We start from the raw sequence: 20,502 nt of genomic DNA, 5'->3' as shown, positions 1-20,502 counted from the left end.
GTCTAACGAGTTTTGGCGAAAATTCACTTATGATCCTTCACTTTAGCTTTAAAAGCAGCAATCTCCCCAACATGCTTGAAGAGCCGTGATTATGCTTTCATTCTATTAAGATGTTAGGAGCAGAATAGGCGATTTGTAGGCGAGATAAATTAAGTGGAATGTAAGGCGCGATATGCAGGAACAGCACGTGTGGAAAATATATTTTTGCGGGACCCGCCGCAAAAATTAGTTGGAGCCGTGCTTTGCGGAAAAGGTGTACGTGAAACGGAAGTGATTGGTTTCTTACTATTTAAATTCTAAAAACGACTTAGACAAAACCAAATTTATTTGACAGTTTGTCTAAACTCTAAAGAACTCATTTTTTTAAAATGAGTTCTTTACATAGTAGATAATTTTTATCTCCTGATATAGCTGTCTTCAATCCAAGTCATCCCGCTAAAATTCCCTAGATGTTGTATCGATGTTATCCATTGAAGCAGTACTTTATAATAGGAGAATTTTTCTCTCTGCTAAGCACCAAACGCAATAGTATTTTGTTAACAATGTATTTCAAACAATTTATCCTCACCCATGGTAAAATCGATCACTGTTTCTATGAATGCATCTACTAGGAGAGGATCAAAGTGCAATCCTCTTTGTTCTTGTAAATAGGATAAAGCCTCGTTTGCTGACCACGATTCCTTATACGACCGTTTACTAACTAAAGCATCATAGACATCTACTATTGCTATGACTCTCGCTTCAAAAGGAATAGCTTCTCCTTTTAATCCTTCAGGGTATCCTGTTCCATCCCACTTTTCGTGATGATATTTAATAATATTACTTGCTATTGCTATATCATCAAAAAGTTTATAGGTCATTCCATCAGAAATTTTATATAGTACATCCACTCCGATTAACGGATGCATTTCGATTATTTTTCGTTCATAGAATGTAAGTGGCCCAGGTTTATAAAGTATTGACTCTGGTACACCTGATTTTCCTATGTCATGCAAGATACTATATTGGATAATTTTATCTCTATATGCAACTGGGAAGCTATATTTCTCCTGTTCATTAAGGGCTAACAAAAAATTTTCTGTTAATCTTTGTACTCTTAAAAGATGTTCTGCTATACCTGTATCACGAATTTCACTTGATAAAGCTAACACTTTATATAATTCTTTTTGTTCCTCTTTTCTTTGATTGTTGCCTTCAATGGCAAGTTGATCGACACTTCGTGTGATTCCTACATAGTAAATCTGTTCATAGATTTTAATAGGTGTAATCGTTATAAAGGAATAGGAAACTTCTGAAGATTTTTTAATATTGACCATTATGCCAGACCATGGCTTCCCATCTTTTAAGATATCCTTGAATGATTTATACATCATAGGCTGTAAATTTGAGTTTAAAAATTCTGCTGTTGATCCGATAATTGTTTGTCTCTTATTACCTGTCATATTTTCGTATGGAATATTAACATCTAAAATTACTTGTTTTTCATCCATAATTACGACTGCATCGCCCAGTTTCAAGTAATAGATTAATTCATTTGAAATCTGTCTATACATATAAAGCCCCTCGCCCTTCATTTCATAAGTAAGCAAATCATTGTGTAATGGTATTTATGTTTAATATTTAAATAATCAATTGCTTTTTTCATAACTAGATTCTCAGATTGATCAATAAACCATATTATGAAAGCGCTTACAGTTCTTTATATTCCATAATTCATATCTTTAAATTTCACTCATTAAAGTTTTTATTAAAAGATTATTTGATAGCTGGTTCTTATTGAAATAAATTTCCTGTAACCTTTTTCCTAACCGTTCATAATCACCTTTCTTAGGCACCGAATTCCATACAAATATTGTCTGTGTTTCCTTTTTTATATTCAAATATAAACGATCAGTAATAATTAAATCCGCCTCTTCATCAGTTGAGCACAATTCAACATGTACAAAAGTACGCTTAATTTGATCGAATAGATAGGGAATATCATTTAACATCGACACAATCTTAATTTTAATGGCATCTCGAGTAATAATATCAATCGATTGTTTTAATAGTTTGTGATACCGTCCTATTAAAGTATCCTTGCGTTTAAAAATAATGGAAAACTCTTCATTTTCCACAAGACGATCATAAAATTGATTCATAATTTCTATTTGAGCAGTTTCAAGCATTTCAAACCTCTTCTTATAAATATCTTCCTTAAATAAATAAAGGGGGCCAGAAAAAGTCATTATATAATAATGAAGATAAAGTAAATTCACAAATAGTACTCCATATTCTTCTACATTCAATACAATGGAGAAATGATTCATAAATGTTTCAATCCAATACAAAGTTGCTTGCACAAATAATTCTTGATTATGGTGCTGAGCAAAGTTCATCATTAAACTAATCGCTTTATCTTTTTTATCATAATGCTGTAAACAACTTATAAAATTAAAAGAAAACATCAATTCTAATTCGATATCTTCATCAGACAATGTAGTTATTTTCTTGAATAGAAGCCTAGCTACTGTTGAAAAATCATCATAATGATAATGATGTTTAGTAAAAGTTGAATACATCGGATCGTCTTCAATTAAGAAGCCTAATTTCGCTCGTGTTAAGCAAATAGCAAGCCAATAAATCATGGATTCTGGAAGAACTAAATTTACATCCTCCAATACTTCCATAATTTGTTCTCTTGTAACTAACGTAAATGGCCATATTTCTCCCCAACATGAATTCCAATAAAACAGATAGTAAAAATAGCGAAATTGTTTTTCTGTTCCTTCGAGTGTTACCATTTGATGAGATTTATATTTTAAATGAAATTGATTTAGCAATGGCTTGATTTTATTTATACGACGGTACATAGATGCCAAACTTGTGAAATTATCCAATGAAAACGTAGTAATATCATCAAATGTATTATGAAAAATCTCATCACAGGCTTTATATGTTAAGGAATTTTGTAAATAATGTCTCTCTACAGTTTTTATTGAAAAATGATCTTGGTATTCTAACTTAAAATACTTTGACTTTTTTTTCTTGATGCACGCAGAATCTATTATTACTTGTAAGTCTGAAGAAATTTCTGCTAGTATCTTCAAAATAGTTCTTTCCGATAACTGTGTATTTTGAGCTAATTCGAAACTTGAAAAATAGCGTTTTTCATTAAAAATATGATGTAATACTTGTACTTTTTGTAAAGTAGAACGATCTAAAAAATTATACATAGTTTCACCCCAAAGTTTTCAACTTACATTCCTGTCAGCGTTATGCTCACGATTTACACATAGTTTCCAAATAAACGAGTTTTAGAATAGTATGTCTGCATTTTCACAGTCCTCATCCCATTAAAGTGTGTGAAACAAATGAGGTAATCAGGAACATGGAACTATAAGGTTAATTCGTTTTATATAAAAACTTTAGAACCTTCTTTTAAAAACATATACATTAAGAAAACAGGTATATAGTCATTGTTTTAAAGAATATTCAAATTGTAACGACTATTTCAAAATAAACAAAATCACTCTTTGTTATTTTCGCAACACAACTTGAAAATCAATTTCTCTTGATATCTTTTATTACCTGCAAATATTCAATTTTTCGTTACCTTTTTCCTATATAATTAAATTATCTGAAAAATAACAAAAATAATCAATCGATACAATCATAATTAATGACCAAAATTTTTAAGTCAATTGTAATAGAATTTAGATATAGGTAATTTACACCGTAATTTCAATGAAATGCCCTTTGGCAATTAGTAGCGCGTGAAGGTTGAGCTATCGAGGCCTCGTTTGGAGAATGTAGCATTTAGAAAAGATAGAATTGATAAAGCAAGTGAAGAATTTTATGTTTTACAACATTGATATCGAAGACAGTAAAAAAAGATACCGCCTGCAAAATACAGACGGCACCTTTTTGGCCTTTCCTATTATAAAAATGTTCGTTACAAACAAAGCCCAAAGTTTACATGCTAATTTTAATTCGTGTGTAAGTTCTCTCTACTAGTGCAAATGAAGTCTTGATGTGTATTTAACAACAATAGTATAGACACACCCATATGATGTCTTTCTACATAACTAGTCGGAAGCGTCTTATAATAGCAGAATATCCTAACTATTTATTTCAAGGGATGCCTCTTTTAGTGTGCGAAAATTGAGTAAATCATTATTTATTTTTTTTGCCATATAGCCATAATGAGATAAGCGTGAAAACAATTATAGCAGCCACAATATAAATTACACTATCCAGCTGAGAAAAAATTACATCGTTCCATTCATAATGAACACCAAATTGAATTTCATAAGTATTTGCAGCTTCAGGTGCCCCTTCAAAAACTTTATCAAGAGAATCACGCATTAAAGCTTCTCTAAACAAAACCGTCGTATGACTAATCGGGAATAACATGATTATTTTTTGTACAAATTCAGGTACTGCACCAAGTGGCACATACACTCCGCATAAAAAGCCAATAGCGGTACCTACAACTGTATTTAAGGTTGAAAAAGCATTTTGTGTTGAGACTAGCAGTGTAAGAAATAGGTTAAAAACACTGCTAAGTGTAACTGCAAGTGCAATAATCCCAATGAGTTGAACAATTTTTTCTAACGAAAACCAGGATCCGCCCATAAATACAATAAATAATTGACATGCAATTAACCCAATAAGCGATAAAACAAAACCAATAAGCAAGGAATTGATGACATAGCTTAATTGAATTTTTGCACGTGCATTAGGAGTTGTTAAAAAATCAGCCATTACTTTTGTCTCTAAGTCCTTTATATAAATGCCTAGAGCTGCTAATGTCGTAGTTACAGCAATAATGGAGAGGAGGCCTGCAACCATCCATTCATTAACCATCGTTTTCAATTGATCCGATGCCGGTACTAATTGTTCAATAGCATCTACTTGTGTTTTTTGAATAAAAATCGCATATAGCATAATAACAATAATCACTGATAAGATAGAAAAAAAGACAAGCATACGATCACGTCGAAATACTTTATTATGCCTATTAACTAAATTCAACATTGTGTTCATGTCAGGGGCACCTCCTCGTTGATACGAATAAATACATCGTCCATCGAACCTTTCTTTACTTCGAATGAGCTGATAAAATTCTGAAGTTCTTTCAAAATATCAAGTGCATGAATTGTAGATTGAACACGCACACGGTACTCACCATTCTTCTCTGCAAAATTAAGATCGTGTTGAGTTAGTAATGATGTACCATCTACACCGTTATTAAAAAAGACAAATAGCTCATCGTACGTATATTGCTCTTTTAATGTATGTGGTGTACCTTTAGATACAATTTTCCCTTCCTTCATCACCACTATTTCATCTGCTACAGCAGCTTCTTCCATATAATGAGTCGTCAAAAAAATCGTCATATTCGTTTCTTCTTGTAGCTTTTTAATGGCATCCCAAACAAAGACACGTGTTTGTGGATCAAGACCTGTTGTGGGTTCATCTAAAAATAAAATAGTTGGTTTATGGATAATTGCTCTTGCAATATCAGCTCGTCGCTTTTGACCGCCTGACAATGTCCCATATTTTTTCTTTGCAATATCTTTTAAATGTAAATAGCGATTCACAAATTCCCAGTTTTCTTGTAACTCTTTTTTTGTCAATTTATATATGTTACCTCGATGTAAGATGTTTTCTTCAACTGTTAGACGTGTGTCCAGAATGCTTTGCTGAAAAACTACCCCAATGGCTTTGCGAATTAAATAATTATTTGTTCGACTTCCTAGAGACACCCCATTAATTTTTACATCCCCAGAAGTTTTTTCTAACAATGTACACAACATCTCAATAGATGTAGATTTTCCAGCACCATTTGTCCCTAAAAATGCAAATAATGCACCCTTCTTTACTTCAAAGGATATTCCTTTCACTGCTTCATGTGAACCATATTTCTTACTTAAATTTTTCACGTCAATTACTAATTCCATTTAATTAACCTCTCTTTCTATTTTGTAATAAGTTATTAATTTCATCTACTTCACGCTTTGTTAGTAGCCATATTAGAATCCATATAATGATATAGGCGATGACTTCAATTAAAAAAACAGGCCAGATGGTATGCCAATCTGATAATTCAAACCAGGAGCCAACGAGTCCTGCGACGAACACACAAATAGTAACAAAACAGAAATGTAGTGTTAATTGGACATTGAAGGACACAATTCCCGTTTCAAATATGAGTGTTGCAATACCAATTAAAATACCCATAATTGCTGCAGTCAGTAGCTCTCTTAATAGATTTTGACCACTAAATAAACTACCTGGGTTTGCGACACTACCCAGCGTTATGATTACATAAGATGTGCTTAATCCAATAAGAAGTCCAATTATCCCACTTTGTAAAATTTTTATTTTTATTGTTAATTCCCCCCAATACCGACTGCATGTTTTAGTTTCTTTAAATAATTTCGACTCACAACAATGGAAATCTCATTTTCTAAAAATAGCTTTGTTGATCCAAGTGGCCCTAATTGTATAGAGGTAATTTTAGAAAGATTGACAAGAGTTGATTTATTGACACGTACAAATTTGTCGCCAAGTAATTGTTCCAACTCATAAACTCTCCGTTTTGATTCGAATTCTTCTTCTTCGGTTTGAAAAAAGACTTTTATGCCTTCTGCATAGATACAGTAAATCTCATTTGTTTTCAACATGTGAATTTCATTATCTCTATAGCCATCAATGACATTAACTTCATTCTTTTTTAATTGTTTCATCAACTGCTCAATTTGAACGTTATATTCATTTGCATAAATGTGTACTTCTATTTCATCATATTGCTTTTCAATATTTATCTGTATTCTCATCTAGACCTCCATGCCACTATACTTACTATATCATCGTATTTTCCGTAAAATATAAAATCGAAATGACATGTCTTAAATCTAAGATAAGGTGTTGATTTCCTTTAATAAGTTGCATATTTTAATTTTTGACTTTTGTTACATCAAGCACTTAACACTTCAATTTAGTAACTGAAAAAGTAATTGAAAGCGGGATTTCATCCTAAAAAACCGAGATAACTATTCAATAAATTCATTTTCAAGCACATCAATAGAAGAAAAAGACGTTTCAAAAACATTGAGTTTTTGAAACGTCTTAGGTAATCGAAATTTTGGATTTTAAAGGTGAATTTATTTTTTATTCATATATTTTTCTAACTGTTTCTTCTCCCATTCATCCCCAAAAATTCTGCCTCTACTAAATACTGTAATACCATGTACCACAATACCAATTCCCCACCCAAGTAAAGTATAAATAAACCATATGCCATCTTGTGAAGAGAATAAGTTAATAATTATCAAACCTATATTAACAATTATATATACAAATAAGTGAATATAAAAATTCTTCAATGCTCGAACTCTCTTTATCGAATTTTCATACTTTTCATTATCACTCAAAAATATCCCTCGCTTTAAAAAAGTAGTTTAGAGCCCATTGTAGAACCCCTGTTTCTTCTTTATAAATGTTGATATATCACCATTTTGAAGCCCTTGAAAATCCTCTAACAGGGATTATCCTTATATACACTTTAAATTGTACGTAAATATTTATATATCTCAGAAAGAAGACGATCCTGCGAGCTATTTAAAAAGAAATGATTCCCTGGTAACGAAAACATTTGAAAGGATGAATTTGTAATTTGTTCCCACTGCAAAATACTTTCTTTACTTACCTCTTTATCTCGTGTGCCGCCAAACGCAATGATAGGAATTTCCAGAGATGGTCCTTGTTCATAAACATAGCATTCACATAATTCTAAATCCGCTTTTATCATCGGTAATGAGAGTTCAACAAGTTCTTGCTCATTAAAGAACCAATCTGGTGTTCCATTTAGACTTTTTAACCTTTCTAAAAGTTCATTATTTGGTAGAGCATGATATAAAGTTGAAGATTTTCGTGGTAAATGTGGTGCCCTGTGAGCTGAGACCAATAAACAATCTGGACGAATTTGATGACGCTTTTCTAAATAACGAGTGAATTCGAAGGCTATTAATGCGCCCATACTATGTCCGAAAAATACAAAAGGAACATCATCTATAAATGGCAAAAATGCTTCTTCGATTGCTTCTAACAGAGTAGGAAGATTAGAGATTGGCTCCTCCATCAATCGATTCCCTCTACCAGGTAATTGCATACAGCATACTTCAACATCTTCGGGTAAATAGTCACTCCAATCTTTATATGTAAGGGCATTGCCCCCAGCAAAAGGGAAGCAGAAAAGGCGTAGACGTGGAGCCTTTACAGCTTTAAAAGTAACTATCCATGAATTGTACTTAGTGAGAGTTAACGGATTCATTTTTAACATTCCCTTCAGATGACCTTGCTTTAACCAAATTGTTTTCTATTTCCATTTGTTCTTCAATATAAGTAGCCATATCTTCAATTGTACTGGTTTGTAATAAAGCCCTTAAAGGGAAATTAATTTGATAAGTATTTCGTATTTCCGCAATCATTTTTATAGATTGTAAAGAATCTCCTCCAAGCTCATAAAAGCCATCATGTATCCCTATCTTATTCTTATCCACCCCAAGTAAATCCGACCATATTCTAGCTATTTTTTCTTCTACTACAGTCCGAGGTTTTTGGTAATGATTGACTACAAAACTCTCTATATCTACATTTTTTATTAGAAGTTGACGATCTACTTTCATATTAGAAGTTAAAGGGAAATTATCAACTTTGATAAAAACTTTTGGAATCATATATTCCGGTAATTTTTGAATAAGGAATGTTCGTAAAGTTCTACCCTCGATAGTTTCTCCATGAACTTGTATATAAAAAGCCATAAGCCTTTTAGTTGCACCATCATCTACAACTGTAACAACGGCATCTTTTATCGAAGGATGTTGTCGTAACATATATTCAATTTCACCAATTTCAATACGATATCCATTAATTTTTATTTGAAAGTCTTCTCGACCTATAAATTCAATGTTGCCATCTGGTAAATACCTTCCCAAATCTCCTGTTCGGTATAAACGTTCTTTTGTGTTCGGATGATATATAAAACTGTCATTTGTTCGGACTTGGTCTTTCCAATACCCAGTAGCCAATCCTACACCACCAATATAAATTTGTCCTGTAACCCAATCAGGGCAAGGCTCTAGTGACTCATTTAAGACATATATTGTTTGTTGGGAAAGCGCTTTTCCATAGGGTATACTTTTACGATTAGGTTGTAAATTTTCGATAGGGTAGAACACAGACCAAATAGAAGCCTCAGTTGCACCGCCTAAACTTATAACTAATTCTGTAGATGAATAACAACGAATACGTTCTGGCAACGAAACTGCTATCCAATCCCCACTTAGCATAACTAGTCTAAGGTTATTAACATATCCATTTGTCAGTGATAAATGATTCATCAGCATCTCCATTAAAGCAGGAACTGAATTCCACACTGTAACTTTCTCGGTGCTCAAAATCCTTTCCAAATGCTCTGGATTTAGTCCTTCATCAGCATCAGGCAAAACAATACTAGCACCTGCCGCGAGACTTCCGAATATATCATAGACGGATAGGTCAAAATGTAAGGCTGATAGTGCAAGCACACGATCTTTCTCTGTTACATTAAACTTGCTGTTTATATCAATAATGGTATTTACTACACTAGAATGATTAATCATCACTCCCTTTGGAATACCTGTAGAACCAGAAGTAAATATGACATAGGCTAAATCATCGGGATTTTGAACGAATGGAAGTGGTTCGTCCGACCAATCCTCTAAAAATTGCTCATTTACTTCGTAAATAGATATCTCTTTTGGTAATTCTATCTGAGAATCCATTCCTGGTTGGGTAAGAACAATTTTTACATCCGTATAACGAAGTAGAAATAGGATACGTTCATTTGGTAGTGCTGGATCAATCGGTAAGTATGCTGCACCAGATTGTAAAATACCAAGTACACCGACAACTTGTTCCCACCCTTTTTCCATTAAAATAGCTACTAATTGATTAGGCTGGGTTCCTTTATCCCTTAAAAATCTACCTATTTTATTGGAACATTTATAAACATCCTCATATGTCATTATTTTATGTCTGCTGATAATCGCAAGAAAATCAGGTTGACTCTTTGCTTTCTGATTAAAAAGTGAATGCAACAGATCAGTCGATTCAATGTTTTCATTTACAATATTTTCAGTTCTTCGTTCAATTTGTTCTAGAGGAATCAATGGAATAACTTGCTGATTCCAAATCTCTTCCTCATCCGCAAGCCGCGTGACAAGCGACCAAAATGTTGAAAACATACCGCGAATAAAACCCGGGGGATAAATTTCTTCAACTACATCCCAATTACAATAAAGTCCGTTACGATCATCCCAAACTCCGCAGTCTAGCCATACTTGTGAAGTTTGTGTCACACCATTTACATTAACTGGTTTAATAGGGAACGGGACATCTTTTTCCTCCGGTATTGGCACAACCAACGCACTGGTAAAGACAACAGGCATCTTCGCTTCAAAGGCGCCTCCTTTTTTTGTTGTCATTTCTCGAAGCACTTGAACACCACTAATATAATGATTTTCAAGGTCACTCCATAAATCAGCTTGAATTTTCCTTGCGCGCTCAATAAATGAGCATTCATTCGAATGCGATACTGCCAGTAAATTAACTGATGTAAACTCTCCAACAATATCATTTACTTGAGGATGAGCAGCATTTCGATTTAAGAATGTTAGATTAAGTGAAAAGTCAGAACTACTACTCCAATAATTAAGGACCTCAGTAAAAGCAGCTAACAAAATACCTGTGGTAGTAATCCCCGCTTTCATTGCTTTTGATTTCAATTTATTCCATGACTGAAAATCCAAACTATCATGAAGACGTACAAATTGAGGATTACTTAATACCTTCGGACTTTTGGCTAGCGGAAGCTCCGGTGCCATTGGTAAAGAATCAACCCGTTTTTTCCAATAATCAAGAGAATTATTATACTTATCTGTGGTTTTGAAATTTTCAATTGCCATAACGTAGTCTCTAAAAGAAATTTCCAATGGTGCTAGCTCATTTTCTTTTCCTTGATAAATGGTTATTAGCTCCTTCATTAAAATAACAAAGCTCCAAACATCCCACATTAATGCATCCGAACTAAAATGGATAAGTGATTTTTGATCGTCAAGAAGAGTAATTCTTATATCAAACACTGGCCACTTATAAATATCTAATATTTGATGGGATAATTCTTCCCTTGTAGCTTTCACTGCACTTTCTATTTCAGTAGGATTTTTCCCTCGCAAATCCGTTATTGTCATGGGATAATATGGTACTTCTCGATAGACTTGTTGTTTCCCATCTTGTGTTATGACTGTTCTTAACATATCATGCCTTATTATTAAATAGTTCCATGCCTTCTCAAACTTATAAATATCTAAATATTGTGCCTCATATTCATCATAACTATGGGTAGCCACATCACCTAATTCGTATACATCATTACGTCCAATCCAGTATGCTTGTTGAATATCAGTAAGTGGGAAAGGCTTATATCTGTCTTGTAAATTAGGTGTAATAACTGGAAGTAACTGCTTATCATCAAAATGATCTTGATTTTTTCCTTTTAGATTATCAATTTCAATTGCCAATCTTGAAATAGTTGTAAAATTGAACAAAGTTGGCAACGAGAATTCAATCTTAAAAATCTTCCTTACTTGAGCCGTAATTTTCATGGCAAGTAAAGAGTAACCCCCTATTTGGAAAAAATCATCATTCACACTAATTCTAGAAACACCAAATACTTCTTTCCATATATCAACCAATATCTCTTCTGTAAGTGTTCGGGCTGGTGTGTATTCATTTAGCATATTCCATTCGGTGATATCGGGTTCTGGTAGTTGCTTTCGATCAACCTTGCCATTATTGGTTAATGGAAATACGTCTAGCAAAACAATATAGGACGGTACCATATAATCGGGTAGTTTCGTATTTAGATAATTTTTCAATTCTTGAATAGACACCGTACTATTTTTATGACAAATTATATAAGCTACTAGACTCTGTAATTCGGACTTAGCCGTTCTGACAACTACAACACTTTGAGTAATCCCTGGATATTGAAGTATAGTGTTTTCAATTTCATTTAATTCGATTCGGTAACCACGTATCTTTATTTGAAAGTCTGAACGCCCAATTAATTCAATATTCCCATCTGGTAAATATTTAGCTAAGTCACCTGTCTTATAGGCTCTTTTCATTGTTCCAGATTCATCGGGTAATAATATAAATCTTTCAGAAGTTAGCTCTTTTCTATAAAGATAGCCTTGAGCAACTCCATCACCTGAAACGTATAATTCACCCGGTATACCAACCGGAACTACCTGACGATATTCATCTAATATCAGTAGCTGGGTATTAGGAAATGGTTTACCGATAGGCAATGTATCGTTTGATGCTAATTGATTATTAACACCCTCGAAGTAAGAGCTATCAATAGTTGCTTCTGTTAGGCCGTAAGAGTTAATTACCCTTGTCTGTTCTCCACAATAATTACAAAGCTTTTGATATTCCTCTATTTTCCAACTATCTGAGCCGACGATAACTAACTTCATAAAATCTATTTTTTGATGACTATCTTCCAGGTATTGTAACAAACTACGAATAATTGCAGGGACAAATTCTGCACAATCAATTTTTTCATTACGTAAAAGTTGGTATAGTTGTTCCGGGTCTAGTAAAACGTCTTCTGGACATAACACTAATTTTGAGCCCGAGCAAAGCGCACGAACAATATCACCAACACATACGTCAAATGAAAAGCTAGCCATTTGTAAATGGGCGGACGTATTATTAATTAATTGATATTCATGTTCCCATCCATTAAAAGCGTGCATCAAATTATTGTGGCTAACCATCGTCCCTTTCGGAAGACCTGTAGAACCGGATGTGTAGATGACATAAGCCAAACTGTCTGGCATAATTTTAATTGGCATATTTTTAGTACTTTCTTGATTTAACTGCTCTTGTAGCAGCACATCATCAACAATTATAATATTTAAACTCGTTTCAGCTAAGAGTGAACTATTAAGTGCTTCATTAGTTACAATAGTAACTACCTTAGAATCTTTGAGCATATAATGTAGTCGGTCACTTGGATAGGAAGAATCCATTGGTAGATACGCTAGACCTGTTTTTAATACCCCTAAAACGGATATTACTAAGTCCATTGATTTAGGCAAACATATCCCAATAATTGAATCTTCCACTTCCTTTTGTTTTAAAATCAAAGATGCTAGTTGATTAGCTTTTTCATTTAGCTCCCTATAGGTCAAAGATTCACCTCTGAAAACGATGGCTATTGCTTCTGGATTTGTCTCAACTTGTTTTTCAAACCATGTACATACATTGTCAGCTTTAGGGAAATCCATAATATTTCCATTCCATAACTTTAATTGAGTCAATTCCTCATTAGTTAAATAGTTTATTTCACCAATAGGCTTATCAGGTTCAGACAGTATTTGCTCTAGTAGAATCTGGAAGTGCTGTGCCATTCTAATAATGAAGGTACTATCAAATAAATCGGTATTGTACTCCAAAATGCACTTTTGTGGATAAACATCTCCGCCATCTAAAATATCAAGAGACAAATCAAACTTTGCTGTACCACCATCTATAGGTTGATAATTCATCAATACATTATTGAGTCGGAAGTTTGGAACTGCATTTTGATACGTGAATAAAACCTGGAAAAGTGGATTAAGACTTGAGCTTCTTTCAGGCGCTACATTTTGAACAATAGTCTCAAAAGGGACATCTTGATGAGAAAAAGCTTCTAAAGAAGCTTCCTTCACCTGCTTTAGTAAATTCTTAAAGCTTACATTCCTAGACAACCTTACACGAAGAGGTAAAGTATTAACAAATACACCTATTAACTTTTGGAATTCATTTCGGTTTCTTCCCGAGATAGGAACACCAACAATAATGTCATCCTGTCCAGTGTAACGATATAACAAGGTATAAAACACGGTAAGCATTGCCATAAAAGCTGTCGACTCTTCAGAATGACATAATCTTTTCAAATTATCACTTGTTGCTTTTGATAACTCAAAAACATACGAAGATCCCTTAAAAGTTTGTATTGCTGGACGTAAGTATGTCGTCGGCAGTTCTAGCACAGGCGGAGAGCCTAGGAGTGCTTTTTTCCAATATGTTAGCTGATTTTGAAAAAGTTCATCAGTCAAATGCTTCTGTTGCCATGACACATAGTCAGAATATTGCGTTGTCAGATCCTGTAATGTAGAAGGTCTGTTGTTGATAAAAGCTTCATATAACTCACTAAGTTCTTGTAATAATACCGTAACAGACCATCCGTCAAAGATAATATGATGCATTGTTACTACTAGGTAGTTTTCATCATCATTCAATTGAAGTAGAATGACTCTCCATAAAGAAGAGTCATTTTTTAAATTAAATGGTTTTTGAATTTCCTCATTGACGATTCTACTTCGCTCTTGACGACGTATGTCTTTCGGAAATTCCCTTAAATCTATAAATTCCATCATTACTGAAGATTCATACATTACTTTTCTTATAGGTTCACCGTCTATATCTTCAACAATACTGGTACGAAGGATTTCGTGTCTGTTAGCCACCTCTTTGAAACAAGCCTGTAAAACATCAATGTTTAGCTCTCCCAATAATAGAAAGGCCGAAGGAATATTGTAAGCTGAACTTTCAGGATCTAATTGACTTAAAAACCATAATCTTTTCTGAGGAAAAGATAATGCATAATTTTCGGTAATAGTGTCTTTTCGGTCTAATAACTTTGACTTAAGTTGATTTACCAGCAAAGCTTTTTGTTCATCTGTAAGAGTGCCAATCTGTTCCAAATACTTATTCAATTTGATCCCTCCCAGCTGCAACTAAACTAATAATGTCGTTTATTTTGTCTTCTGAAAGTTCTCCTAATTCTGAAATGATTTGTCCGACTTCATCGTCTTGGATTAAATTATGCTTTTTTTCTAGCATTTCCATAATATTTATTGAAAGCTCTTGTGAAGTTACCCCACGTAATAAATCTACTACAGCAATCGTAACCTGAAGACTAGCTTCAATTGTATTTTTCAACTCCATTGCCATCATGGAATCTAAACCAAAAGCGTTCAGTGGTACGTTGGCTTCTATCTGTATACGATTTAAACGCAACACGGCACAAGACATCTCCATAATGTGCGATTCAAGTTGTGTTAGTTGTTCCTTACGATCCTTTAATTGTAATAAACTATTCAAAAAGTCTAGAGAATTATCATCGGAGTTATCCGTTTGACTTTGTAAGTCTCTATGTTTATTAACAAGTTCGGCAATGATAGGAGGTACATTTCCAAGAGGATAATTTTTATCGGCTACTTTTGGCCAATCTGCTCCTACTACACTGAATTGTGCTCTTTGCTGACATAATAATTGATTGAGTGCCTCAAGTCCTTGATCATTTGTCATCGAATATAAACCGCGATTATCAAAATAATTTAACAAATCAAGCTGTGTAGCCATCCCCGATTCAAGCCATGGCCCCCAGTTAATACTCAATCCATGCATTCCTCGCGATCTTCGATAATGTGCCAATCCATCTAAAAATGCATTGCCCGCTGAATAATTCGCTTGACCACTCATCACTACAACAGATGCAATTGATGAAAATAGAACAAAGAAATCTAGCGATTGGTTTTCAAAATGTTCATGTAAGTTCCATCCTCCAATCATTTTTGGACGAAGAACATCGGTAAATTCTTGCTGATTCATTTGATATAATAATTGTGGTCGAGCTACCCCAGCTGTATGGATCACGCCACGGATTTCTGGCCATCCAGCGCCAGAATATTGAAGCAGAGATTTCTCTATTTCGTTCTTATTACATACATCTGCAGTAGCTATGTGGATAGTAGCCCCCATCGCCTCTAGCTCTTTTATAGCGATAATGCGCTTTCCTTCTACACTATTTATATCTACCTTATCCCAATCTGTACGATCGTGGAATTGCCCACGGCCCATTAAAATTAAATGTCTCGCACCTTTTTTTATCATCCAGCGAGCCGTTAATAACCCTAAACCACCGAAGCCACCAGTTATTAAGTAACTTGCATCTGGTCTAAATACAATTGGCAGTGAATTATTAAGTTGAATATCCTCTTCTAAACGAACTACATAACGTTCTCCTTGTCTAAAGGCAACATGATCTTCTCCATCTGTATTCCAAATCTCTTCAAATAAAAGATTACTATTTTTTTCAGCTAACAAGGAATCATCTAAATCAATAATGCCTCCCCATAAATTCATGTGTTCCTGATGTCCAATTGCTTTTGCTAAACCCCATACAGCTGATTGGGCTACATTATTCAAACTAAGTTCCGTCCCTACTTGCTGTGCGCCAATTGTTGCAACCCACAATCGAACATGCTCTGGAAGCTGCTTGTGAACAATAGATTGAACAAGGTGAAGCAAACCAACACAACCCAATTCTTCAACCTGATTCAAGCCGTTTGTGTTTAAAATATCAGTTACTTTATTATCGAGTGCCCAACCATAAATAATTCCTCGACATTGAGTTGGGTCAGAAAGTATATCATCCATTAATATAACGAAATCTTCAGAATTAGAAGGGTTTATAGTAAATGTATTGTTTGTTCTTTCATATTTGGCCCCTGGATGCACAGAATAACAGTGTTCTCCTGCCTTAATTAGCCTTTCAGCAACCGAATGTCCTATTTTCTGTTTATCTTCAAAGATTACCCAATATCCTTTGTCAGAAACATTGTTTACAGGAGAATATTCAGTTGCTTCCTTTCTTATTTGAGTATGCCATTGCAACTCATATATATCTTGCGTGCCTGTAGATTTGCTAGAAGATGTATTATCCTTTAACGAAACTGCATTACACCCTAAAATTTCCATAACGATATTTCCTTCAGAATCAAAAAGGTGGATATCCCCCTCTAATGAGGTTTCTGTCTTATTCAAAATAGAAGCATGAATCCACAAATCTGTATCTAATCGAACTTTTTTGTGTAGCGCTCCCTTTGATACACCGACAGGCATATATACTGTCGTATTCTCTTCTTCCGTTTGGAAAGGCAATGCTGCAGCAAGTACTTGGAAACATAAGTCCAAGATCGAAGGATGTATTTCATACTCATCTAATTGTGCGCCAATTATTTCGTGTAAACTTACCTTCGCCAATGCTTCTTGTTCACCTTGCCATAGTGTTTCAATACCTTGGAAAGTTTCCCCATATTCAAGCCCGAATTTACGGAATTGCAAATAACATTGTTCCTTGGAAAGTTGCAAAGTACAATTTTCTTTTAAGACGAAAAGTTCTTTATTTTGGGATTTAACACTAACGTTCGGTCTTATCTGCCCTGTAGCATGTAATGTCCAATCCTGACTTACTCCCGTAGGCTGGCTATAAATAGAAACCGTTGAGTTTTCCACTGAATAAACTAATCTTAATTTTACTGACTCTCCTAATGTTAAAAACAAGGCCTTATTAAACTTAACGCTTTCACCACAGATGAAACCAGTATCTCCAAATAATTCTTTAGATGCAGCTAACATCATTTCAACATACGCCGCCCCAGGATATACATATGCTCCCTGAATTTGATGGTCGCATAAATAAGGAAGGCGATTCAAATCTAAATCGTTTTCCCAAGTAGGCTCAGGTGTATTTAATTTTTTCCCTAGTAATGAATGTACATGTGTGCCCAATCGCTCTTGTTCGGATATAAAAGACTCTTGCCAATAACGCTCTCTCTGCCAAGGGTAAGTAGGGAAACAAATCGTACGAACCGCCTGATTATGTATGTTATCCCAATTGATTGAATACCCTTTTGAATACAAAGCGCCAAGAGATTCGAATAATATCTCCTTATCTACGGCATTGCGACGTAAAGAAGGGATTATTAATCCTTGAACATTGTTAAGTGATAAACATTCTGAAATAGAATTTGCTAGCACAGGATGTGGACCCACTTCTATAAAATTATCGATACCATCTTCAATCATTGTATTCGCTGCTGCCGCAAAAAGTACTGATTCTCTTATGTTTTTCCACCAATAGTAGGCTGTAAAATCTTCATTACTCATTATCTTGCCAGTAACTGTAGAATAGATTGGCGTGTGTGGGGTATTAACTTTAATATCTTTAAGCGCATTTAAAATATCATCTTTCAGTGGATCCATATAATGACTATGATATGGAACTTTAACATTGAGGTATTTATAAAATATTTTTTTCTTTTCTAATGATTCTATAACAATATCAAGAGATTCTGGAGCCCCAGCAAGAGTCACAGCATTCGGACTATTTATAGCAGCTATAGATACATGATCAAGATCAAGTATTTCAATTCTTGCTTCCTCAAAAGATAATCCTACCGCTACCATCTGACCTAATCCAGTAGTACGTTGTTGTAAATTACTGCGGTAGTATATAATCTTCACGGCATCTTCTAAACTGTAAACACCAGCACAATAAGCTGCTGCAACTTCCCCAGCACTATGCCCTACAATAGCATCAGGAGCTATCCCCCAAGATTTCCATAATTCAGCCAAACCAACTTGTAGCATAAAATTAGCTGGCTGGGCAACTTCAGTTTCCTCCATTTTGGATGATAGTTCATCAGCTAGCATAGCCTCAATTATTGACCATCCTGAAAGACGTTTAAATAAATCATCACATTGCTCTACAGCTTGACGGAACACATCATCTTTTTGAAGAAGTTCTCTGCCCATCGCCCACCATTGAGGACCCATACCAGTAAACACAAAGCTTAAAGGTGATTTTTTGGTATCAGCAACTCCTGAAACAATACCAGCTTCTTTACCATTTCCCAGGAATATATCTAGTTTCTCTATTAAATCATCCACAGTTTTTGCAGTGATAGCTAAGCGATGATTATGATGACTACGTCTTTTAATAGCGTTATACCCAATATCACTTAATGAGTAGTTATTAGCAGAAATAGCCTTTTTGAAATCTTTAGCATAGTCTTTCAATGCCTGCGTATTACGTGCAGATAAAACTATCGTATGGACATCTTCAGTTTTTTCTATGTCCTGAATAGTCTCTTTCGTTACATATTCTTGTAATACAACATGGGCATTTGTTCCACCGAATCCAAATGAATTAACACTTGCAGTTGCTACATCCTCAGTGTCTGGCCAAGCCGTTAATTTTGTTGGAATTTTAATATTCAGCTTTTCAAAATCAATATCAGGGTTGGCATTCTTAAGATGGAGATGAGCTGGTATTTGACGGTTCTTCAAACAAAGAATTGTTTTAATTAGTCCTGCTACACCAGCGGCCGCTTCTGTATGTCCAATGTTAGTCTTAACTGATCCAATATAACATTTGTCCCCAGGAACTCTATCTGCTCCCAAGATACTTCCTAATGCATTCGCTTCTATCGGATCTCCAACAGGTGTTCCTGTTCCATGGGCCTCTACGTACTGTACTTGATTTGGTTTAATACCACTTTTTTCATAAACATCACATAATAATTGTTTTTGCGCTTCCTCTCTTGGTACCGTAATACCTTGGGAATTACCATCTTGATTAATACCACTACCTCTAATAATTGCATGGATAGGATCATTATCCTGTATTGCTTGAGAAAGTGGTTTTAATAATACAACTCCTGCTCCTTCGCCACGTACATAACCATTTGCAGAAGAATCAAATGCTTTAGATCGCCCGTCAGCTGATAACATCCCTGCTTTGGATTCAGCAATAAAATATTCTGGCTTAATCATTACATTGACACCGCCTGCGAATGCCATTGTACTTTCTCCATTTCTTATACTTTGACAAGCTAAATGTAAAGCAACAAGGGACGAAGAACACGCTGTATCAACCGTAATACTAGGCCCTCGGAAATCATACGTGTAAGAAATTCGGTTTGCCAATAACGTCATCATGGCCCCTGTAGCTGAGTGTGCATCAACCAAGTGTCTATTCGATTCGGAAAATTGCAATAATTTATAATCTAACGTAAAAGCACCCATGAAAACACCCACATTGGTACCTGCTAAACGTTCCTGCATTTGACCGGAATTTTCCATAGCTTCCCAACAAACTTCCAGCAACAAACGTTGTTGTGGATCTAATAAAGCTGCTTCCCTAGGAGATATACCAAAGAAAGACGCATCAAATTGATCTACATTGTCTAAAAATCCTCCCCACATAGAATTTGATTTACCTTGGTTTACTTTATTAGAGCTATAGAAATTTGAAATACTCCATCTATCACTTGGGATTTCAGTTATCGCGTCTACTTCTTTACTTAATAGTTCCCAGTAAGATTCTGGAGAGTTTACCCCCCCTGGGAAACGGCATCCAATACCTATTATCGCAATTGGCTCAGCTATATTATTTTTTAATGTCATCATATTCCCTCGCTTATAGTAGTTTCTCGAAAATTAACTATTTTTAATAGTCCTAATGTTTTGAATAAGGTTTTGATAAAGTAGGTAGTTTTTTTCTTTGTA

Annotated in this window: 10 protein-coding genes; all 10 read right to left on the bottom strand. The window is 34.6% G+C overall.

What is annotated here, in order from left to right:
* Positions 1 to 536: 536 nt before the first annotated feature.
* Positions 537 to 1,553, bottom strand: coding sequence for an HD domain-containing phosphohydrolase (locus C9J31_RS04160; protein WP_107947276.1), 1,017 nt, complete (start codon positions 1,551 to 1,553; stop codon positions 537 to 539).
* Positions 1,554 to 1,721: 168 nt separating this feature from the next.
* The gene (locus tag C9J31_RS04155) at positions 1,722 to 3,215 is read right to left on the bottom strand and encodes a helix-turn-helix domain-containing protein (RefSeq protein WP_107947278.1); all 1,494 of its coding nucleotides are present in this window, start codon (positions 3,213 to 3,215) and stop codon (positions 1,722 to 1,724) included.
* A 940-nt stretch (positions 3,216 to 4,155) separates the two neighbouring features.
* Positions 4,156 to 5,028 (bottom strand): ABC transporter permease, encoded by an 873-nt coding sequence (locus tag C9J31_RS04150; protein WP_107947280.1) that lies wholly within the window; start codon positions 5,026 to 5,028, stop codon positions 4,156 to 4,158.
* A complete protein-coding gene (locus tag C9J31_RS04145) occupies positions 5,025 to 5,945 on the bottom strand; it encodes an ABC transporter ATP-binding protein (protein WP_107926265.1) in 921 nt (306 codons plus the stop codon). Before C9J31_RS04145 ends, C9J31_RS04150 begins: the two co-directional genes overlap by 4 nt.
* 4 nt (positions 5,946 to 5,949) lie before the next feature.
* Positions 5,950 to 6,363, bottom strand: coding sequence for a DUF3021 domain-containing protein (locus C9J31_RS04140; RefSeq protein WP_274520140.1), 414 nt, complete (start codon positions 6,361 to 6,363; stop codon positions 5,950 to 5,952).
* Positions 6,364 to 6,377: 14 nt separating this feature from the next.
* Positions 6,378 to 6,824, bottom strand: a complete 447-nt coding sequence (locus C9J31_RS04135) for a LytTR family DNA-binding domain-containing protein (RefSeq protein WP_107947283.1) — start codon at positions 6,822 to 6,824, stop codon at positions 6,378 to 6,380.
* Positions 6,825 to 7,151: 327 nt separating this feature from the next.
* Positions 7,152 to 7,421 (bottom strand): 2TM domain-containing protein, encoded by a 270-nt coding sequence (locus tag C9J31_RS04130; protein ID WP_107926271.1) that lies wholly within the window; start codon positions 7,419 to 7,421, stop codon positions 7,152 to 7,154.
* Positions 7,422 to 7,552: 131 nt separating this feature from the next.
* Positions 7,553 to 8,320, bottom strand: coding sequence for a thioesterase II family protein (locus C9J31_RS04125; RefSeq protein ID WP_193767225.1), 768 nt, complete (start codon positions 8,318 to 8,320; stop codon positions 7,553 to 7,555).
* Complete coding sequence (locus C9J31_RS04120) at positions 8,298 to 14,861, bottom strand: non-ribosomal peptide synthetase (RefSeq protein ID WP_193766963.1); 6,564 nt, start codon at positions 14,859 to 14,861, stop codon at positions 8,298 to 8,300. The genes C9J31_RS04125 and C9J31_RS04120 overlap by 23 nt, the downstream gene beginning before the upstream one ends.
* A complete protein-coding gene (locus C9J31_RS04115; protein WP_244854875.1) occupies positions 14,854 to 20,403 on the bottom strand; it encodes a type I polyketide synthase in 5,550 nt (1,849 codons plus the stop codon). Before C9J31_RS04115 ends, C9J31_RS04120 begins: the two co-directional genes overlap by 8 nt.
* Positions 20,404 to 20,502 lie beyond the last annotated feature (99 nt).

The organism is Lysinibacillus parviboronicapiens (assembly GCF_003049605.2).
Taxonomy (GTDB): domain Bacteria; phylum Bacillota; class Bacilli; order Bacillales_A; family Planococcaceae; genus Lysinibacillus; species Lysinibacillus parviboronicapiens.
This window is presented reverse-complemented; position numbering and strand designations above follow the sequence as displayed.